18 protein-coding genes and 1 pseudogene are annotated in these 20,467 nt (G+C 60.0%); 16 read left to right on the top strand and 3 right to left on the bottom strand.

All coding sequences use genetic code 11. The features are described 5' to 3' along the window. Positions 1-464, top strand: a pseudogene (locus CO669_RS33640) (hypothetical protein); the annotation flags it as partial. Positions 465-488: 24 nt separating this feature from the next. On the opposite strand, the gene CO669_RS33635 reads toward CO669_RS33640, so the two are convergent. Then, the gene (locus CO669_RS33635) at positions 489-2,111 is read right to left on the bottom strand and encodes a hypothetical protein (RefSeq protein ID WP_143278778.1); all 1,623 of its coding nucleotides are present in this window, start codon (positions 2,109-2,111) and stop codon (positions 489-491) included. 179 nt (positions 2,112-2,290) lie between these two features. Here CO669_RS33635 and rfbF point away from each other — a divergent pair, with 179 nt between their 5' ends. Genes rfbF through CO669_RS33610 form a run of 5 tightly spaced genes read left to right on the top strand, consistent with a single transcriptional unit; the run spans position 2,291 to position 8,271 of the window. Further along, positions 2,291-3,061, top strand: a complete 771-nt coding sequence (rfbF, locus tag CO669_RS33630) for a glucose-1-phosphate cytidylyltransferase (protein ID WP_097666783.1) — start codon at positions 2,291-2,293, stop codon at positions 3,059-3,061. Beyond that, positions 3,058-4,194, top strand: coding sequence for a CDP-glucose 4,6-dehydratase (rfbG, locus tag CO669_RS33625; protein ID WP_097666793.1), 1,137 nt, complete (start codon positions 3,058-3,060; stop codon positions 4,192-4,194). The genes rfbF and rfbG overlap by 4 nt, the downstream gene beginning before the upstream one ends. Next, positions 4,191-5,561: a lipopolysaccharide biosynthesis protein RfbH gene (gene rfbH, locus CO669_RS33620; RefSeq protein WP_097666781.1), complete on the top strand. Its 1,371-nt coding sequence runs from the start codon at positions 4,191-4,193 to the stop codon at positions 5,559-5,561. The genes rfbG and rfbH overlap by 4 nt, the downstream gene beginning before the upstream one ends. Positions 5,562-5,565: 4 nt before the next feature. Continuing rightward, on the top strand, positions 5,566-7,323 hold the full coding sequence (locus CO669_RS33615) for a thiamine pyrophosphate-binding protein (protein ID WP_097666779.1): 1,758 nt from the start codon (positions 5,566-5,568) through the stop codon (positions 7,321-7,323). 39 nt (positions 7,324-7,362) lie between these two features. Continuing rightward, the gene (locus tag CO669_RS33610) at positions 7,363-8,271 is read left to right on the top strand and encodes an NAD-dependent epimerase/dehydratase family protein (protein ID WP_097666777.1); all 909 of its coding nucleotides are present in this window, start codon (positions 7,363-7,365) and stop codon (positions 8,269-8,271) included. A gap of 3 nt (positions 8,272-8,274) precedes the next feature. Here the strand turns inward: CO669_RS33610 and CO669_RS33605 are convergent, their stop codons facing one another. Next, the gene (locus tag CO669_RS33605; protein ID WP_097666791.1) at positions 8,275-9,231 is read right to left on the bottom strand and encodes a glycosyltransferase family 2 protein; all 957 of its coding nucleotides are present in this window, start codon (positions 9,229-9,231) and stop codon (positions 8,275-8,277) included. A gap of 109 nt (positions 9,232-9,340) precedes the next feature. Next, complete coding sequence (locus CO669_RS33600) at positions 9,341-10,558, bottom strand: acyltransferase family protein (RefSeq protein ID WP_158228810.1); 1,218 nt, start codon at positions 10,556-10,558, stop codon at positions 9,341-9,343. A gap of 303 nt (positions 10,559-10,861) precedes the next feature. Between CO669_RS33600 and CO669_RS33595 the strand changes: the two genes are divergently transcribed. The 10 genes from CO669_RS33595 to CO669_RS33550 are packed head-to-tail and all read left to right on the top strand — an operon-like array spanning position 10,862 to position 20,458. Next, entirely contained in the window at positions 10,862-11,923 is a 1,062-nt protein-coding gene (locus tag CO669_RS33595) for a Gfo/Idh/MocA family protein (RefSeq protein WP_097666773.1), read from the top strand. Next, on the top strand, positions 11,920-12,384 hold the full coding sequence (locus CO669_RS33590; protein ID WP_097666771.1) for an acyltransferase: 465 nt from the start codon (positions 11,920-11,922) through the stop codon (positions 12,382-12,384). Before CO669_RS33595 ends, CO669_RS33590 begins: the two co-directional genes overlap by 4 nt. A gap of 28 nt (positions 12,385-12,412) precedes the next feature. Then, positions 12,413-13,519: a DegT/DnrJ/EryC1/StrS family aminotransferase gene (locus tag CO669_RS33585; RefSeq protein ID WP_097666769.1), complete on the top strand. Its 1,107-nt coding sequence runs from the start codon at positions 12,413-12,415 to the stop codon at positions 13,517-13,519. Further along, on the top strand, positions 13,506-14,924 hold the full coding sequence (locus CO669_RS33580; RefSeq protein ID WP_158228809.1) for an oligosaccharide flippase family protein: 1,419 nt from the start codon (positions 13,506-13,508) through the stop codon (positions 14,922-14,924). Before CO669_RS33585 ends, CO669_RS33580 begins: the two co-directional genes overlap by 14 nt. Then, on the top strand, positions 14,921-15,538 hold the full coding sequence (hisH, locus tag CO669_RS33575; RefSeq protein WP_097666766.1) for an imidazole glycerol phosphate synthase subunit HisH: 618 nt from the start codon (positions 14,921-14,923) through the stop codon (positions 15,536-15,538). The genes CO669_RS33580 and hisH overlap by 4 nt, the downstream gene beginning before the upstream one ends. Further along, a complete protein-coding gene (locus CO669_RS33570; RefSeq protein ID WP_097666764.1) occupies positions 15,535-16,317 on the top strand; it encodes a HisA/HisF-related TIM barrel protein in 783 nt (260 codons plus the stop codon). The genes hisH and CO669_RS33570 overlap by 4 nt, the downstream gene beginning before the upstream one ends. Further along, positions 16,304-17,434, top strand: a complete 1,131-nt coding sequence (locus CO669_RS33565) for an N-acetyl sugar amidotransferase (RefSeq protein ID WP_097666762.1) — start codon at positions 16,304-16,306, stop codon at positions 17,432-17,434. Before CO669_RS33570 ends, CO669_RS33565 begins: the two co-directional genes overlap by 14 nt. Then, positions 17,431-18,795: a hypothetical protein gene (locus tag CO669_RS33560; RefSeq protein ID WP_097666760.1), complete on the top strand. Its 1,365-nt coding sequence runs from the start codon at positions 17,431-17,433 to the stop codon at positions 18,793-18,795. The genes CO669_RS33565 and CO669_RS33560 overlap by 4 nt, the downstream gene beginning before the upstream one ends. Then, complete coding sequence (locus CO669_RS33555; RefSeq protein WP_097666758.1) at positions 18,795-19,388, top strand: acyltransferase; 594 nt, start codon at positions 18,795-18,797, stop codon at positions 19,386-19,388. The genes CO669_RS33560 and CO669_RS33555 overlap by 1 nt, the downstream gene beginning before the upstream one ends. Further along, the gene (locus CO669_RS33550; protein ID WP_097666756.1) at positions 19,385-20,458 is read left to right on the top strand and encodes a glycosyltransferase family protein; all 1,074 of its coding nucleotides are present in this window, start codon (positions 19,385-19,387) and stop codon (positions 20,456-20,458) included. Before CO669_RS33555 ends, CO669_RS33550 begins: the two co-directional genes overlap by 4 nt. Positions 20,459-20,467 lie beyond the last annotated feature (9 nt).

Raw genomic sequence — 20,467 nt, 5'->3', positions numbered from 1 at the left:
CACAGTTCACAATCTGGTATACGGATGGCAACGGCAATTACACGTCGAACGCTGGGTTGCTCGCGGCGACCAGCAACACCCTAGAGTCTTTCGAAGCGAGCTTTCATCAGGATCTGAACGGTGACGGCGTCATTGGCGCTGCGGCTGCACCGGCGGCCGGTACCATCAAGGTCCCAGGACAATCCAGCTTAGTCCAGGTCGATCATCTGGGCAGCGGTGACATGGATAAGCATGGCTTCGCGGCTGGAAATTTTTCTTTTGTCGAAGCGTCGACCTCTGGGCCGACAGATTCTAATGCGGCTGAAACCTTTTCCGCGCTGGTCCCCCTCGAACCGCACCAAGAGCCCGCCACTCTTTACGAGACGGTTGCTGCCGCCCATGAGACAAACGTCGCGGAGAGCACCTTCGATGTGCGCAGCGCCTACTATGTTGACAGTCACCAAGCGGATTTCATCTTGCGCTAACCATCTTTCTGAGGCCGAGAGGCCTTAAAGCGGCTTGATGATTTGTATGATGTCACATTTCGAGTTCGTAATTCTCCGAATGTCGACATGAACCTCTATGCAGTTCGCCTTTAGTTTTTGGGCCTCTTCGCCGGAAATCGGCCATGCTCCGTACCGCGCCAGCAGATAAACCGCATAGTCGTGCTCAATATCAGAGACTCCAGTGATGTCTGCGTAGACTGGAGTTCCCGACAAACGAAGTTTCAGATAAAGCGCCAGGGCAAGAGCCGGCTCCCATATTCCGGGCGTGGGGCCGCTGACAAATAGTGCAGGATTATGGCCGGCTAGCCGTCGCTCGACCAGCTTATGGCCGACGTCTTTGATGGCTTGGTCCGCATCAGAGTTGAACTGGCGCCACAGGTCAACTGACTGCTTGACCATTGGATGGAAGATACCCTGGTTGCTTACCAGCAGAGCTAATACAATTGCTGAGGAAAGCATCGCTCCGATGGAAGCATTGGCTCCGATCTTCGGGATCGAGTGGATTGCCAAGCGCTCGCTCAAGACTCCCACGACCAATGCGATAGCAAGCGCCTGCATCAATACGAACGGGAATGCATATCGCATCGAGAATGCGTCGAATCCGTCGACACCAGCGATTGGGTGGGCGAGAAAGTAGGTTGCGAGGCGCGTTGGCTCCAGCGCAAGGACCAGCAGAAGAAGCGCGTAATGCCTTCGCTCCGCCTTGCCCTTCCTGAAGTCGATCGTTAACAGAATGACCATGAGGACGGTTGTGATTAAGCCGATACTCCGGAAGACCAGATCTCCGCGCAAATGCATCCGAAAGTCGGAAATGGCGCCTTTGAGGGTGAGTGCTGAAGATGTTTCGCGTACCGTCATCAGGAGAAAGGCAAACACTGCGCAGGCGATCAATCCAGAGAGCAGCCCAAGCCTGACGAGTCGTGGCGCCTGCAGAAGGAGTCCGCAGGAAATCGCCAGGACAGACGTTTCCAGGAGATAGAGCGAGTTAACTTCTTTCAAGATCGAAAACAAAAATGAAGCCATGGCAAGGAGCCAAAGCAGGTATTTCCCCGACTGGTCGTCTGTTGCGTACTTCCACGCGGACCAAACGATGAGGGCCGCGGCGCAATTGCCTTGGAATTCGGTTGGCCCAAGTCGGGGGATCAAATCGCTCCAACTCTGGTGTCCCATGTAGAGAAGAATGAAAGCGACTGCGGACGGAAGACCAAACGTTCGCAGGAATAGTGCGGCAATCAACATTGTTGTTCCAATGTCGGCGAGGTATCTGAATAGATACCAAAGCCGCATGTTGTCTCCCCAAGCGTAAATCTCGATTGCCTTGAGTACATAATAACCGGGACGAAACCGTGTGGTCTTCCCGGAGTCCAGAAGTTCTCGGTACTCAGGTGTCTGCGCGAGCCAAGCCCCGATCGACCGCAACTCCACGGTACTCCTGCCGTCGAGCGCGAATACGATGTCGTGATCGTCGACCAGGCTGGGCTTGGCCTCATCGACCATGGGAAGCACGATTTTCGCCAAGAAGGCCGTGAGCAGGATCGCGAGAATGAGTAGCGCGGCGCGGCCTTTATTTCCTGACCATCCGAGTCTAAGGCTTGGCCGTTGACTGGTTTCAAAGCGTGAGTTCATGATTCTTCTTCCGTGACTGTTCCCACAGGTGAGGGCAACCACTGGCAGGGGGCAGGATCTGGCTCTGTCAAGAAGGCAAAAACGTCAATTCTTTCAACAATTTTGATTGGCGTCGGGCTGAATACTGTTTTACTTGCACTTGGAGGCTGGCCGCAATGGGAGAGGGCGGAGTTAATTGAATGAAAGTGGTGATCCTGGCAGGTGGCTTGGGCACGCGCATTGCGGAAGAGACGACAACCCGCCCCAAGCCCATGGTCGAGATCGGCGGACGGCCGATCTTGTGGCACATCATGAAAATCTATAGCCATTACGGCTTCCATGATTTCGTGATCTGCCTTGGCTACAAGGGGTACATGATCAAGGAGTATTTCGCGAACTACTTCCTGCACATGTCCGACGTCACGTTCCATCTGGCCGAAAACCGGATGGAGGTGCACCGCGAGACGGCCGAGCCGTGGCGTGTGACGCTCGTCGACACCGGGGAAGAGACGCAGACCGGCGGCCGATTGAAGCGCGTGCTGCCTTACGTCGCCGACGAGCCGTTCTTTGCCCTGACCTATGGCGACGGCGTGGCCGATATCGATCTTCATGCCGAAATCGCGTTCCATCGGAAGCATGGGCGCAAGGCGACCGTTTCGGTCGTGCGCCCGGCACGACGGTTCGGCGCGGTGACCATCGAAGGTGAAAAGGTCGTCAATTTCGCGGAGAAGCCAATTGATGACGGCGGCTGGATCAATGGCGGCTTCTTCCTGCTGTCGCCCTCGGTCAGCAACCTGATCGCCGGCGACCATACCGTGTGGGAGCGGGATCCCATGGAGCGGCTTGCGCGCGGAGATGACCTGCGCGCTTTCGTGCATCCCGGCTTCTGGCATCCGATGGATACGTTGCGCGACCGAAATTTCCTGGAGGATGAGTGGGCGAACAACCGCGCCCAATGGAGGAAGTGGTGACGGACCCGACGTTCTGGCGCGGCAAGAAGGTCTTCCTGACCGGACATACCGGCTTCAAGGGCGCCTGGATGGCGCTTCTGCTGCGTCGCTTCGGCGCCAGCGTCTATGGTTACGCCCTTCACCCGCCGCATCGATTCTCCCTGTTCGAGGTCGCCAACGTCGCCGCCGACATCAAGCAGCGCCTGGCCGACATCCGCGATCTCGGCACGCTCCATGCCGCCTTGTCGGAAGCGCAGCCCGACATTGTCATTCACATGGCCGCGCAGGCATTGGTGCGGCCCTCCTACGACGAGCCGGTCGAGACCTTCGCGACCAACGTGATGGGCACGGTGCATGTGCTGGAGGCGGCGCGGCATCTGCCTTCCATCCGGGCCGTGTTGATCGTGACCAGCGACAAATGCTACGAGAACGATGGCAGCCAGATCGCCTTTCGCGAAGGCGATCGTCTCGGCGGCAGCGATCCCTACAGCAACAGCAAGGCCTGCGCGGAGCTGGTCACCCATTCCTATCGTCAGAGCTTCTTTGCGGGGAGCGGTGCGGCGCGTATCGCGACCGCTCGTGCCGGCAATGTGTTCGGCGGCGGCGATTGGGCTCGTGACCGCCTGGTGCCGGACGCGATGCAGGCGTTCATGAATCGGCAGCCGCTGAGGATTCGCAACCCCAATTCGGTGCGACCCTGGCAGCACGCGCTCGACCCCATCCGGGGCTACCTCACTCTCGTCGAGCGGCTGATGGATGAGGCGAGCTTCGCCGACGGCTGGAACTTCGGTCCGGACACCGAGAGCGAGCAGCCGGTGCGAAATGTCGTGGAGCATCTGCAAGCGCTATGGGGCGAGGGCGCGGACTGGGTCAGCGACGACGGTCCGCACCCGCATGAAGCCGCCTTCCTGAGGCTCGACTGCGAGCGGGCCCGCGTGCGGCTGAATTGGTCGCCCCGGCTAGACCTGCTCAGAGGGCTGTCTCTCACGGTCGACTGGTACAAGGCGAATCAGCGCGGCGAGGATATGCGCCGGCTCTCGCTGGACCAACTTGAGCGCGTGCTGGCCAGCGATGCCCTGAACGCCACATCCCAGCCGGCATCCGAAACCACCCGCGGCCCGGCATCCGCATCTAGGGCGAGTTCATTGACATGAAATCGGCGCCAGCCCCCGCATCGGCGGATCAACGAAGCCCTGAAGAGATCAGGGCTTCGATCATGGACCTGGTGGAGGAATACTCTGCCGTCGCGCACGCGCCCAAACCATTCGTTGCCGGCCAGTCGACGGTGCCGGTATCGGGGCGGGTATTCGATGCCAGTGACGTCAAGTCGCTGGTGGATTCGGCGCTCGATTTCTGGCTGACCACCGGCCGTTTTAACCACGAGTTCCAGCAGAAGCTCGCCAAACGCGTCGGCGCCCGGTACGCCTTGACTGTCAACTCCGGCTCCTCGGCCAATCTCGTCGCCTTCTCGGCGCTGACCTCGCCGCTGCTGCGCGACCGCCAGGTGCCGGCGGGCAGCGAGGTGATCACCGCCGCAACCGGTTTTCCGACCACCGTCAATCCGGCGATCACGCAAGGCATGGTGCCGGTGTTCGTCGACGTCGATATCCCCACCTACAACATCGTGCCGGAGCTTGTCGAAGAGGCGATCACGCCGAAGACGCGCGCCATCATGGTGGCGCATACGCTTGGCAATCCGTTCAACGTCGGCAAGATCGCTGACATCGCCAAGCGTCACAAGCTCTGGTTGATCGAGGATTGCTGCGACGCGCTCGGTGCGACCTATGACGGACGTCACGTCGGCACGTCCGGGGACATCGGCACGCTCAGCTTCTATCCCGCGCACCACATCACAATGGGTGAGGGCGGGGCGGTGTTCACGAGCCATCCCGGCCTGCGCCGCGCGATTGAGACGTTCCGCGACTGGGGACGCGACTGCTATTGCGATCCGGGCAAGGACAACACCTGTCAGCGCCGCTTCGATTGGCAGCTCGGCGAGCTGCCTTACGGATATGACCACAAGTACATCTATAGCCATCTCGGCTTTAATCTGAAGATCACCGACATGCAGGCGGCCGTCGGCGTCGCGCAGCTCGAACATCTCGAGGGCTTTGTTGCCACGCGGCGACGGAATTTTGACCTTTTGAAGGGGGGGCTGAAAGCACTAGAGGAGTTCTTCATCCTGCCCGAGCCGACGCCGAACAGCGAGCCGTCCTGGTTCGGATTCGCGCTGACGCTCCGCGCCGGCGCGCCGTTTACGCGCGACGCCATCGTGCGTCATCTGAACGAACGCGGGATCGGCACGCGCCTGCTGTTCGCGGGCAATCTCGTGCGACAGCCCTACATGATCGGACGGAATTTCCGTGTGCACGGCTCGCTCGCCAACAGCGACACGATCATGAACCAGACGTTCTGGATCGGCGTTTATCCGGGCCTCGCTGACGAGCATATCGGCTACGTGCTCGAGATCATCCGCGAGTTTTGCGCGGCAAAGGCTCGTGGCCCCAAAGGCGGGGAATGACGCGATGAACGGTGCGCAATATATCGCGGAGTTTCTCGCGCGAGTCGGAAGCGACCGGGTTTTCCTGCTGACCGGTGGCGCCTGCGCGTTCATGATCGACGCGGTCGCGGAGCATCCGAAACTTCACTACACTTGCTTTCAGCACGAGCAGGGCGCCGCGATGGCCGCCGATGCGCTGTGGCGCGTCAACCGCAAGGTCGGCGTGACCCTGGCGACGTCCGGGCCGGGCGCGACAAACCTCATCACCGGCATCGCGACTTCCCATTTCGATTCCATTCCGTCGCTCCACATCACCGGCCAAGTCAACCAGCGCGAAAGCAGTGCATTCCACGGCGCCCATGTGCGCCAGGCGGGTTTCCAGGAAACCCGGATCGTGGAGATGGTGCGCCCGGTCACCAAATATGCGGTGATGATCAGGAGTGCCGATGAACTGCGCGAGGAGCTCGCCAAGGCCTATTCGATCGCAACCTCGGGCCGAATGGGACCGGTTCTGATCGACGTGCCCATGGACATTCAGCAGGTCGAAGTGGGCGACGAGATCCTGCTTCCGTCCCGGATGTCGGAGGCGACGGAGGATCCGGCGAAGGTTCTGTCGGACCTGAAGCGGACGCTGGCCGAGGCGAAGCGCCCAGTGGTGCTCTGGGGCGGGGGAATCGGTCTTGCCGGCGTGGAGCGGGAGGTCGCCGACTGGCTGCGGCAGAGCGGCCTGTCATTCGTGTCGAGTTGGGCAGGCCTCAGCTATTTCGATCACGATCACCCGGGCTTCGTCGGACAGATCGGCGTCTACGGCAATCGCGGCTCGAATTTCGTTTTGCAGAACGCGGACGCCGTGCTGGTGCTCGGCAGCCGGCTCGACAATCGCCAGCGAACCGGCAACACTAAGCAGTTTGCGGTCGGTGCCACCGTCCACGTCGTCGACGTCGACAAGGAGGAGCTGGCCAAATATCGGAACGACGGCTACCGCGTCAGCCATCTCGATTTCGCCGAACTGCCCGACGTGCTGCGCCGGCTCGACCTCCAGCCGTTGAGCCAGGAGTGGAGCGGCTATGTCGCCGAAATGAAGCAGCGCTACTACCACAAGGAGGTCAGCACCTCGGCGGCCCGGCTGAACTCGCTGTCGCCCTATGACGTGATCCGACGCGTCAACGAGATCATCGCCGAGGATGCGATCGTCATCGGCGATACCGGCGCTGCGGTGTGCTGGCTCTACCAGGCCTTCAAGGTCAAGCGACACACGTTGTTCAATCCCGGCGGCAACTCGCCGATGGGTTATGCGCTGCCGGCGGCGATCGGCGCCAAGATCGAGCGCCCCGAGCGCCAGGTCATTTCCTACAATGGCGACGGGGGATTTCATCTCAACATCCAGGAATTGCAGACTGTCCGGCACAACAATCTCGACATCGCGATCATCGTCATGAACAATGGATCGTATGGGATCATCAAGCAGTTCCAGGACAGTTACATGCACAGCCGCTACAGCGCCTCACGAGACGGCCTGAGCTTTCCGGATTTCGGCGCGCTGGCCGCGGCCTACGACTTGCGCTATGCGCGTATCGAGAGCGTCGATCAGATCGATCCGGCGTTGTTCACGTGCGGGCCGATCGTGATCGACGTGATGTTGAGCGAGCACACGCTAATCGAGCCCAAGCTCGAGATGGGTCGTCCCATCAACGATCAATTCCCTTATCTCAGCGAAAGCGAATACGCCTCGGGCAATCGCTTTGTGGACTATCCGAGGCCGGCTTCGCTGCGAACCGTTTAAGGGCCGCCGGCAGTTTCCAAAGCACTGGCGGAGATCGCGATGCGCATATTCGTGACGGGCGCCACAGGCTTTCTTGGGTCCTATGTCGCGGAAGACCTGCTCGCGCAGGGGCATGAAGTTGGGGTGCTGCTGCGGCCGGGCACCAGGCCCTGGCGGCTGGCGGCCAGCCTGGACCGCTTTACCGTCATCGCCGGCACGCTGGACGAAATGGGCGCCCTTGGGCGAGAACTAGTCGCTTTTGCGCCGGATGCCGTGGTGCACATGGCTTGGCGCGGGGTGGGCAACAACGAGCGCAACAGCAAGGATCAAGCCCGCAACATCGTCGATGCCGTGGAACTGGTCGACCTCGCGGCGGACGCGGGGGCAACCGCCTTCGTCGGGGCCGGCTCACAGGCGGAATACGGTCCCTACGATCGCGCGATTTCGGAGGACGATGCTACGCACCCCACGACGCTCTATGGTATCGCCAAGCTGGCGAGCGGGCTGATGGCCGCGCGCCGCTGCGCCGAGCGGGGACAGCGCTTTGCTTGGCTGCGCATCTTCTCGACCTACGGCCCTAAAGACGGGGAGGCATGGCTGATTCCGAGCTTGATCCGAACCCTGCGCGCCGGCGGCCACATGCCGCTGACTGCCTGCGAGCAGCGCTGGGGCTTCCTCCATGCCCGCGACGCCGCGGTGGCCGTCCGCCTCGTGCTGACGAGCCCGGCGGCGCAGGGCATCTACAATCTCGGCAGTCCCGAGGCGCCGCAGCTTCGCGAGACGGTTTCGCACCTGCACGAGCTGATCGGGGCCGGCGACCTCGGCTTCGGCGAGGTGCCATACAGGCCGGATCAGGTCATGGTACTGGCCGCGGACATGAGGCGGCTTGGGGCCTTGGGCTGGCGTCCGATGGTCGAGCTCGACCAGGGATTGCGCGACACGCTGGCTTGGCACGCGGCCGCAACGTAAGTCTCAGGGTTCGCGCGGCGCGTCGAAATTAACCCGCTCGCGCTCAAATACGACAGGCTTTTTTCGGACCTGGCCGTAGATGGCGAGGATATATTCCCCGATCATGCCCATGAAGAACAGCTGGACGCCGCCGAAGAAGAACATTGCGACGATTAGGGTGAGGATGCCGGGTTCGGCGAGGCGCTGGTACAGGATCAGGCCGAGCAGCAGGTTGATCACGGCATAGGCGATACTCACGAAGGACAACGCGAAGCCGGCATAGAGGCCGAACCGGAGCGGCGCCGACGTGAACGAGACCAGGCCGTTGATCCCCTGGTCGATGAGCGCCGCCGCGCGATTCTTCGACAGCCCCTTCTTGCGCGCGCGCCAGGTGTAGGGCACGCCGACGGCGCGGCCGCCGCATTCGAAGGTCATCATCCGCATGAAGGGATATCCGTCGCGGACCTGCCGCATCCGCTCGACGACGCCACGATCGACGAGCTGAAAATCACCAACGCCCGGCGGCACCTTGATTTCGGAGAAGCGAGTCAGCAGACGATAATAAGCGTTGCGGACGCTGCGCATCAGCCGCCCTTCTTCCCGGACGGCGCGGATGCCGTAGACGATCTCGTGGCCCTCTTCCCACAGCCTCACGAACTCGGGCAACAACTCCGGGGGATCCTGGAGGTCGGCAGGCATGAACAGGAGCACAGCGTCGCCGCTCGATGCCATCACGCCGTTGAACGTGTTGCGCAAGGGACCGAAATTGCGAGCGTTGACGATGATGCGCACCGATAGGTCGTCGGCGGCGATGCCGCGCAGGATTTTCACCGTGCGGTCGTCGGAAGCATTGTCGCAAAAAATGTGCTCGCGCCGATAGCCCTGAAGCTTCTCGTCGAAGACCCGCCTGACCTCCTCGTAGCAATCCCGGACGTTGACCTCTTCGTTGAAGCAAGGGGTTACGACGCTGATTGTTTTCACGACGTGATCTCGGTAAGGCGAAGGGGACAGGATATTGCCTTTCAACAGAACATAGATGCCTTGATCAGGCTTGCACAGCAGCAACTCCGGGAGCGGCAGTTTAGGACAATTATCGTTGGAGTTGCGATCCATTGGATATAGCCGATGGCCCGGAAAGATCAGCCGCGCGAGAACCAGAGCCGCGCGGGGAGTATCCGAGTCGATGACCGATTGCCAGCAGCTTGCTCTCGATCAAAACGTAGGAAGCCTTAGAATACAGAAGGGTAACCAACATTGCGAGAACCAACAAGAACGCATCGGACATCGAATTCAGCTCTTCTCTCTTTCCAACCACTGTGAAAGCCAGTCCTATGAAGAGCGGATGGAACAGGTAGACAGTGTATGAAATCGCGCCGAGCGCACGTAAGAATCCGAGGCGAAGCGCCGCGCTGAGCCGGGAGTTTGCATTCAACAAGATCGTCGCAAGCGTCAGTGAATACAGGACCGTCAGGTAAGTGTGGCCCCAGTAGTACATCGTTGTCCCAGGGCTCCAACGCAGGGCAACAAGGAAGAAGGGGATGAAGGCCGCGAAAGTGCCATTGGCCTTCATCAGCGTCGATCGATGCGCGATCATCTTTCGCCAAAGATGCGCATCACGACAAGCTAAGGCCAGCATGCCGCCAGCACAAAGGCCATCAAGCCTAAGGAAAGTCGCGACATATGGTGCAAAGGCATTTTGCGGATAGAGCAGGAAACAAGCTGCTCTGCCCAGGATCGAGGCGGTTCCGATGCAAATGAGCAGAGGAAGCAGATGCCGCCGCGGAATCAAATAAACGATTACGGGAAAGATGATATAGAACTGCTCTTCGATCGCTACCGACCAGGTGACGGACGCGCCACCAGGTCCCCAATTGTTCAATTTGATGATGTACCAGTTTTGCGTGAAGGTCGCGTAGCTCCACCATGGGATCTGATGGCCAAAATAGTAGCCCGCCGGCAAGAGCGCCGTTAGAATCCAAAAGACAATGAGGAGCATTGCGTAGGGGGGCAGGATCCTTAGCGCCCGTCGGGCGAAGAAGACATGGAAGTAGTTATGTGCATCCCGACGATCGACCAATATTCCGATAATCAAAAATCCGGACAAGACGAAAAACAGGTCGACACCGGTGCGGCCGAAGATGACGGTCCCGCTCACGAGCTTCAAAAAAACACTGGTCTGAGGAAGGAGGGCGCCGAGGAAGTGCCACAGCAAGACAAGGAGAACGGCGAGGCCTCTTAGGCCATCGATTTCGGGAATACGAATATCCGATCGGGTCACATCGCTTTTGGAATTGGAGCCTTCGAGCAAAGGATGCGTCCGTGAGGTATGGCCAGGGCGATTCGTCCTAACGACGGTTCGCAGGAGCGTTTCTCAAAGGCTAATGCTCGCTTCCCCGGCGCGGGTCAAGCGCGGTAACGCAACTTCTCCGCATCCGCCCGCGACCCCGCCGCTAAGGCTGTAACCTGTTGATTTAGTGTGCAAAGCCAAATTGGCGAACTGTGCCAGTTCCCTTGCGCTGACCGGTGGGAAACTGATAATAACCCGCATCGATCGGGCTTGGGCGCCCGATTGGGACCATCTTCCATCAATCGACCAGGGAATATCGCAGGCATGATCAGAATTGGCCTGCTTGGCTGTGGGCGCATAGCCAAGCGTCACGCCGATTTGCTGAGCGGCGGACACATCAAGGGGGCCGCGCTGGTGGCCGTCTGCGACGAAGTTCCGGAGCGTGCAAATCAATTTGCCAGTCGGTACTCGGTTCCGGAGTTTCACAACCTTACGGATTTTCTCAATCGGGCCGATATGGATGTTGTTTCCGTTCTGACGCCGAGCGGGTTGCATGCGCTGCATTCGATCGAGGTCGCGAAGGCGGGAAAGCACGTCATTGTCGAAAAACCCATGGCCCTGCGCCTCGAGGATGCCGACTCGATGATCCAGGCCTGCGATGCCGCAGGCGTGAAGCTCTTCGTGGTGAAGCAGAACCGCTTTAACGTTCCGGTGGTGAAGGCCCGCGAGGCGCTGCTGTCCGGCCGGTTCGGCAAGCTGATCCTCGGTACCGTACGTGTGCGATGGTGCCGGGATCAGTCCTATTACGATCAGGACAAATGGCGTGGAACCTGGGCCTACGACGGCGGGGTGCTTGCCAATCAGGCCAGCCATCACGTTGATATGCTCGAATGGTTCTTCGGTGACGTCGTCAGCGTGCATGCGCGAGCCGCCACCGCGCTCGTGAATATCGAGGCAGAGGACACGGCCGTCGCGACCTTGAGATTTCGCAACGGAGCCTTGGGGATTATCGAGGCGACGACCGCCGTACGGCCAAAGGATCTGGAAGGCTCGCTCTCGATCCTTGGCGAGAAGGGCACGGTTGAAATTGCGGGCTTCGCGGTCAACAAGATCCGGCACTGGCAATTTCGCGACGAGCTGCCTTCGGATGCGGATGTGATCGAGAATTTTTCGGTCAATCCTCCCAACGTGTACGGGTTCGGGCATCAAGCCTATTACGAGCATGTCGTCGATTGCTTGAGTAACCAGAGCCCGGCGCTGGTCGATGGGCTTGAGGGGCGCAAGAGCCTCGAGCTCATCTCGGCTCTCTACGAGTCGATCGAGACCGGCAAGGAAGTCGAGCTCCACTTCAATCCGAAGCGGTGCCGGTTGGGCGAGACATCATGAACTTGCCAACCGTCAACGAGGTTGACGTCCGCGGCGTGACGTTCGGGTTGCGGGTCAAAATCGTCCAGCCGTGCAATCTCTACGGTTGCGAGATCGGGGATGATTGCTTCATCGGGCCGTTCACGGAAGTCCAGAAGACCGCCAGGATCGGGGCCAGGACGCGTGTGCAGTCGCACGCCTTTGTTTGCGAGCTGGTGACCATCGGCGAAGACTGCTTCATCGGTCATGGAGCCGTCTTCATCAACGATACTTTCTCGATCGGCGGGCCTGCCCGGGGCGACAAGGAGCTTTGGCGCGCGACGCTTGTCGGCAATCGCGTATCGATCGGCTCTAACGCCACGATCCTCCCTGTCAGCATCTGCGACGACGTCGTCGTCGGAGCCGGGGCTGTGGTGACGCGCGATATCACCGAACCCGGCTTTTACGTCGGTAACCCCGCCCGAAGGCTGGTCCGGGAATAGAACAGGCAGCTGTGACCAAGGGGACGCTATGAACGTACCGTTTGCGGATCTCAATCTTCAATATCAGACCATCAAGGGCGAGATCGACCACGCGATCGCTTCCGTCATTCGCGACAGCGCCTTTATCCGGGGGCCTTATGTCGATGCCTTCGAGCAGGAGTTTGCCGAAGCGATCGGCGTGAACCACTGCATTTCCTGTGCGAACGGAACCGACGCCCTCTACATCGCGATGCGCGCTCTCGGCGTTACGCCCGGCGCCGAAGTCATCACCACCGCGCATTCGTGGGTCAGCACATCGTCCATGATCACCCATAGCGGCGCCGACGTGGTGTTCTGCGATACCGACGCACGGACCTTCACGATCGATCCGGCCGCGATCGAAAGCGCGATCACTCCGCGCACCGTCGGCATCATCCCGGTTCACCTGTACGGACAGCCTGCGGACATGGATGCGATCATGGAGATCGCCCGCAAGCACAAGCTTTGGGTTCTGGAGGACTGCGCGCAGGCCCATCTGGCGCGATACAAGGGGCAGCAGGTCGGCACGTTTGGTGACGTCGCGACGTTCTCATTCTATCCCGGCAAGAACCTCGGCGCGATGGGGGACGCCGGCGCCATCGTGACCAACGATGCAGCCCTTGCGAGCCGCATGGCCAAGATCGCGCGGCACGGCGGACTCACCAAGCATCATCACGAGATCGAGGGGATCAACAGCCGGCTGGACGGCCTGCAGGCCGCGATCCTGTCGGCGAAGCTGCGGCACCTCTCGGACTGGACCAGGGCGCGCAGGGCGGCCGCCGCAATCTATGATGCCGGTCTGAACCAGATCGAGAACCTGATCGTTCCCTATGTCGCGGCCGCGCGCGAACATGTCTATCACCTGTATACGATTCAGCATCCTCGCCGCGATGAACTGGCCCGGTACCTGAACGCAAACGGCGTCCAAACGGCGGTCAATTATCCGACCGCCTTGCCATTTCTTCAGAGCTACGAACGCCTGCATTTGCGACCGGAGCAGTTCCCGAACGCGCATCGCCATCAAAGCCGCATTCTCTCGCTGCCAATGTTCGCCGAGATCACACCTGAACAGCAAGGCGCCGTCATTGATCTGGTGGCGAAGTTTGAGCAGTCTTAAGCCGTCCAATCGCCTGGGCAGATCCCTGATCGCGGCGGGATTTGGTCCCCTCGCGTCGCAGGCGTTCGCGATCGCGCTTCTGCCCGTGCTGTTTCGTCTCTACGCACCCGCCGATTTCGGCGTCTGGGCAGGTATTCAGGCTGCGGCAGTCACCGCGGGCTCGCTGCTCTCGTTTCGCTTTGACCTCGGCCTGGTGATTGAGCGCGATTCCGCGGCCGCGAGTGATCTCTTTTTTGCGATCATATGCATCGTTTGCGCGGTGGCCTTGGTGCTTGGTATTCTCCTCGTCCTCTCCATGGGGGCTCTCCGGGAGTTCGGGATCGGGCCGCTGGCCGCGGCGCTGGGGTGGGGCTGGCTGGCTCTCGTCGGGCTCAGCGTCGCATGCCAGGCCTGGCTGATGCGCGAAGGCGCATTTGCCCAGATCTCGACGGGGGCCGTAGTGAATGCGATCGTCGCCAATCTCGTCCAACTCGGCGGCGCTCTAAGCGGCGACGGGGTCTGGCTGGTGATCGGGAGCGTTGTCGGACAGGGCGCGGCGACCCTTTTCTATGCCCGCAGCGTGCGGCGCTCGGCCGGAGCACCCCTGCGGCCGGCGAATGCGCGCGCGATGATCGCTGCCCTGGCGTCGAACATGCGTTTCCTGCAGTTCTCGCTGCCTTTCACGGTGCTCTCCCTGCTGCGCGAGCGTGCGCCGATCTTCATCGCGGGTGCCTTCGGGACAGCCGCGCAGGTCGGCCTTTACAGCCAAGCCTGGAGATTGACGCATCTGCCGTCCGCATTCACGAGCGCGGCCCTAAGGCCGGTGTTCTTTCATCGCGCGGCGACCGAAGGGCTTGCCGCGCAAGGCCCGGCGATCGACCGGATCATGAGGTGGCTGCTCGTGGTCAGCAGTCCGTGGATGGCCCTGCTGGTGTTCGGAGGCGACACGCTCTTCGCGATCGTGCTCGGGCCTCGATGGCAGGGTGTCGGTGGGCTCTCGGCAATCCTCGTCCTGCCTGCATCGCTTTTCATGATGACAAACTGGATGGACCGGCTTCTCGACTCGATCGGCCGCCAGGACCTCAATCTCAAGCTCGAAGCCGTCGCCGCGATCTGTTCGGTCGGTTCTCTTTGGGGCGTGCTTGTTTCAGGGCGCCCGCTGCCGGAGGCCGTGGCCCTGCAAGCCGTTGCATTGACTCTCAGCTATCTAGCGGTCCTCTGGATTTGCTATGACGCGGCGGGTTGGCCCGCCGCGGGATTGGTGAAATCGTTTGCTGTCGCCGCCGTCCTCGGCGCGGCGGTCTTTGCCGTCCTTGTCGTGCTGGCGCGCTTTCTCGAACCTTTTGCGGTCATTGCGTTGGGCGTCCTGTTGGCTGGTATGATAAGTGCCTTCGCGCTATTGATGGCAAGGAGGGAGTTGCGATGATTACCATCGTCAATTACGGAGTGGGAAATCCCGGCGCCCTTGTGAACATGTTTGAGTTCATCGGCTACGAGGCGCGCATTACCGATCAGCCTTCGGTTATTCTCGAAGCCAGTCACCTGTTGCTGCCGGGCGTCGGTGCGTTCGACGCTGCCATGCAGAGATTGCGCGATTCCAATCTCATTCCCGCGCTCGAGACCGCGGCCCTTGTCCGGAAGACCCCGTTGCTGGGCGTCTGCCTTGGGATGCAACTGCTTGGCCGGGGCAGTGAGGAGGGATCCTCGGCAGGACTGGGCTGGATTCCCGCGGCCTCGGTTCGCATGCGGCCGGCTTCCGCTCTCAAGCTCAAGGTGCCTTTCATGGGATGGGCGGACATCGAGGCCGTGCCGAACGCCAAGCTGTTTGCCGGTGACGGACAATTTCGCTTCTACTTCACTCATAGCTATCGCATGGAATGTGACCATGCCGGCGATGTGGCTGCGACCTACCAGTTCGATCAACCGGTCGTCTGTTCGGTGCAACACGACAATATCCACGGTGTGCAATTTCATCCTGAAAAGAGTCATCGGTTCGGCATGGCACTGCTCCGCAATTTCGTCGAAAGAGCCGCAGGATGAGACCCCGAGTCGTCCCGGTCCTGCTGCTCGACAGCCGCCGTCGTTTGGTCAAGACGCGCCGTTTCGGCGATCCGGTCTATGTCGGCGATCCCTTCAATGTCATTCGCATCTTCAACGAAAAGGAGGTCGACGAGATCTGCGTGCTCGACATCACCGCCTCGGTCGAGCAAAGACGGCCGGATGTGGGCTTCATCCGGGAGCTGGCGAGCGAATGTTTCATGCCGTTGAGCTACGGCGGCGGCGTGACAGCGGTTTCCGATGTGTCTCCCATTTTCGCGGCCGGCGTCGAGAAGATCGTGCTTGGTCGCGCCGGCACGGACACGAACGTGATCCGGGCGATTGCCGACGAATTCGGATCCCAGGCCGTGACGGTCTGTGTCGATTGCAAGCGCACGCAAGAAGGATGGCGGACCGCGATTGACCGCGGTCGCGTTGTAACTGATCTCGACCCGATCAAGCTGGCGCGGATGGCTGAAGGTGCCGGCGCCGGTGAAATCCTCCTGCAGAACATCGATCGCGATGGCGAGCGCAGCGGGTATGATCTTGCGCTCATCTCGGATGTATCAAAGGCCGTCGAGCTCCCCCTGATGGCGGTAGGAGGTGCGGGCGAGCTGCGACATCTGGCCGAAGGACTCCGTGCAGGCGCTTCGGCCGTGGCCTCCGGCAGCGCTTTCGTGTTTTATGGACGCCTGAGGGCGGTCCTCATCACGTATCCTTCTGCGGCCGACATCGAGCAGATGCGGGCGAACCTGCGAGAGGGTGCCGATGCCGCAGAGTAACCGACGATACCAAGTCTGTTCCATCTGCGTGATGGACAACAACAATCCCGGCGTGACGTTCGACGAAGCCGGTCAATGCATCTGTTGTCGGGATGCCTTCACGCGCAAGCCGCATGAGTGGTGGCCGACCAAGGAGGGACGCGCCAGGCTCGAGAAGACGGTCGAGAACATCAAGCAGGAGATGGCAAACAAGCCCTACGATGTCATGATCGGGCTGAGCGGCGGCGTCGACAGCGCCTATCTCGCCCATTTCCTCAAGCGTGAGCTCAATCTGCGGATGCTTGCCGTTCATGTCGACGGCGGCTGGAACACGGAAGCGGCCGTCCGCAATATCGAGAAGATCGTCAGGCAACTCGACATCGATCTCTACACCTATGTGGTTGAGTGGGAGGAAATGCGCGATCTGCAACTGGCGTATTTGCGCGCCTCGGTGCTCAATCAGGACACGCCGCAAGACCACGCCTTCTTCTCCACTCTCTACAGGCTCGCTCACCGCTACGGTCAGCGCTACTTCATGAACGGCGTCAACTTCAGCAGCGAGAGCATTCACGTGCCTGGTGGCGGGTACCCCGCGATGGACGGACGCAACGTTCGGGCCATTCACAAGGCGCATGGAACGGCTCCATTGCGGACGTTTCCTCTCATGGGAACTCTCCAATATCTGTGGCTGGTGCGCGCCCGCGGGCAGGTTCAGATCCTCAAGCCGCTGAATTTCCTCCCTTACGACAAGGAAGCTGCAAAGCGCCTGCTGATGAAGGAATACGGTTTTGTCGACTACGGCAGCAAGCACCAAGAGAGCCGCTTCACCAAGTTCTACCAGGAGATCTACCTGCCGGCCCGCTATTCCTTCGACAAGCGGCGGCTTCACTTTTCCGCGCTGATCGTGGCCAGGCAGATGACGCGCGACGAGGCGCTGTCGGAGCTGCAGAAACCGCTGGTCTCGAAGGAGCAGGCCGCTCGCGACAAGCGCTTTGTCGCCAAGAAGCTGGGAATAACGGCGGATGAGCTGGAGAGACTAGTCGCTCTGCCCCCGGTTCTGCACGAGAGCTTTGCAAACAACGCCTTGCTGTACCGGCTAAACCATTCTCTCAAAAGACTGCGCGCAGGGAGGCGATGATGGTTATAGCAAGCTATGTGCTTGCGGCGCTGGCGATGATCGGTGCGGCGGCTTACCTGATCTTCCGCTGCGACAGGTTCGTCTCGGCATCGACGATGCTGCTCAGCTTCCTGCTCCTGGTTTATGGCCCCGCCTATCTCACCTACATGCTTTGGCGCATTCCGATTTCGGCGGTGGACAAGCAGATCTCGCATTCGGTGCATTTTCCTGAGATCACGGTCGCCTTGAATCTCTCGATCGCTTTGATGTTCGTTTCGGTGACGGCCGGGATCGAACTGATCAATCGTCTTATGCCGGCGGCGGTCGAGAGCACGCGCGATGGACTGAAGAACTGGGGCCGCCAGCCTCTGGCCAAGGCTCCTTCGGGAGAAATGTGGCTCCTGGGCATCAGCTTCTTGCTGGCGGCCTTCATGTTCTGGGTCTCCTACCGGGAGCATCACCTGCAGATCCTGCTCGGCTACCTCTCGGTGCCGGGCGACGAGTTTGCCAAGATCGTCTATCGCCAACAGAATGGCGGAAGCCGGGTCTACCTTTTCAATTTAGTGACGGGCACCATCGCACCGATGATCATCGTGTGGGCCGGTCTGGTCGCCTGGGGGCGGCGCTCGTGGATACTGGGCGCTGTCACCGCGATGCTTCTGGCTGCGACCATATTGGGTAAGCTCGAGACGCTCAACAAGGCGCCGATCGTGCTGTTCATTCTGCAATTGCTGTTGGTCGGTTATCTCTTGTTTCGCAACAATCTCGATTGGCGCGTGTGCCTCCTTGGGGTCGGCGCCGCATTCCTGATATTCATCCCGATCTTCATGATCGCAATTCCGGGCATGCAACCGAGCGAAGCGTTTGAATTCTTCTACTACCGCGCTTTCGACTTCTCGAATGCCGCATTAATGGAGTACTGGGGTGCGTTTCCTTGGCGGCTGGATCACATGTGGGGAGGAAATGTGCGCGTGCTGGCGGCGCTTGCCGGCTGGAAATGGCAGCCTTCCTACGACCTCGTCGCAAAACTGTGGCGATCCGTCGATGGTACCCACACGACCGCCTTGTTCATCGCCGATGCATGGGCGGACTTCTCCTATTTCGGGGTGATCATCTACTCACTGGTGGTGGGCGCTCTATGCAGATGGATCGACTTGTCGCTGCTCAGGATGGGAAAGACAGCGATGACTCTGGCCGTCCTCGCAGCGTCTTTTATCGGTATTTACAATCTCATGATTTCCGCGCTGCCGACGTCTATCGTTACTGGTGGATTGGGTTTGCCGCTTGCGGTGGCTGTGATCCAGCAGTTCAGCCGTTATTGGCGACCAGAGACTGTGGGTGGCCATTCAACGGACGCAATCGAGATCAAGGGGAGGAGTTGATGTCCGGCTCCATTCCTGTGCGGGTGGTCGATGTCCTCTTGGGTTGGAAAAGTTGGAGATCGAAGTCTGTCACGCGCGGAAGCGACACCTCGGTGGATTGGCGCCGGTTGCGCGGTGTGTCGGGCAATCGACTTCACATCGGTGACGGATCCATCGTTCATGCGAATATCATCTTCGAAAATCAGGGAGGCGAGGTTCGCATCGGCGACCGGAGCTATCTCGGCCTCTCGACTTTGATCTGCTTTCGCAACATCGCCATCGGGGACGACGTTCTGGTTTCTTGGGGCGTGACGATCGTTGACCACGATTCGCACAGCCTGGAGTGGGATTTGCGTCGAAACGACGTCCGGGACTGGGCTCGGAATCGCAAGGACTGGACGCACGTGCCCAGTGCTCCGATCGTGATCGGCGATAAGGCTTGGATCGGATTCAACGTCACGATCCTCAAGGGGGTGACGATCGGAGAGGGGGCCGTGGTCGCGGCGTGCTCCGTGGTTACGCGTGACGTTCCTCCTCGAGCTCTCGTTGGCGGGAATCCGGCCCGTATCATTCGGATGCTTGACGCCGAGGACGGGATCCAATCGTCGCGATGAAGATATTTCAGAACAACGGTCTTTCGAGAGGCTTTCGGAGTCACCGGCCCAAGCCGCACGGCACCACGTTCGGCCAGCAGATGTCAAGCTTCCTTCACAGTCGGTTTGCAGCGTTGCACCTTCTGCTTCCGGTGCTCGAAGGCGATCCATTGGCATTCTACACGAACGGCGATGATGACCAATTGCAGAGCGCTTGGGCACGTGAGCATGGCGTTCGGACGAGTGACTTGACGGAGATACTTCTGGCGCAGATCGAAGATCACAATGCCGAGGTGTTTTATAACTTGGATCCCATGTTGTATGGATCCGATTTCGTAGAGAGACTGCCCGGATGTGTGAGACGCACCATTTGCTGGCGGGCGGCACCTTCTGGCAATGTCGATCTCTCGGGATACGATCTCGTAATATGCAATTTTCCTTCAATCCTGCAGGATTGGGAGCATAGAGGATGTCGGACTGCATATTTCGCGCCAGCATATGATCCGGCGATGAGTGAGTATGCAGGTCGGGTGGAGAAATCGTTGGACCTGGTGTTCGTCGGCGGATTTTCTCGTCATCATGTTGCAAGGACGGCCGCGTTGCAGGAGGCTGCGTCTCTCGATGGCGTTCGAACGACCTTTCACCTCGAAGAGGGACGCTTGGCGCGTCTAGCCAACGTGCTTCCGTTTGTTCCCATTCTTGGTAAGCACGCGTATCCTCGGCAAGTACGAGAAGTCACCGCCGGTCCGGTGTACGGACGTGAAATGTACGCTCAATTTGCAGCTTCGCGTATCGTCCTGAACGGGGCTGTCGATATGGCCGGTTCAGATCGCGGGAACATGCGGTGCTTTGAAGCGACCGGCTGTGGTTCAGTTCTCCTGACGGATGCTGGAAACTACCCAGATGGATTTATCGATGGTAAGACCATGGTGACCTATTCTTCGCCCGATCAGATTCCTGGTCTGGTCCGTCGACTTCTGTCCGACCCGGCTTGGGCCTCGTCGATTGCTCAGGCCGGCAACAGCATGGTCCAGACCGAGTATAGCAAACGGCGTCAATGGATTCGATTTCAAGAACTGATCGCGGGATGATTTTCACCT

The sequence above is a fragment of the Bradyrhizobium sp. Y36 genome (assembly GCF_002531575.1).
GTDB lineage: Bacteria > Pseudomonadota > Alphaproteobacteria > Rhizobiales > Xanthobacteraceae > Bradyrhizobium.
This window is presented reverse-complemented; position numbering and strand designations above follow the sequence as displayed.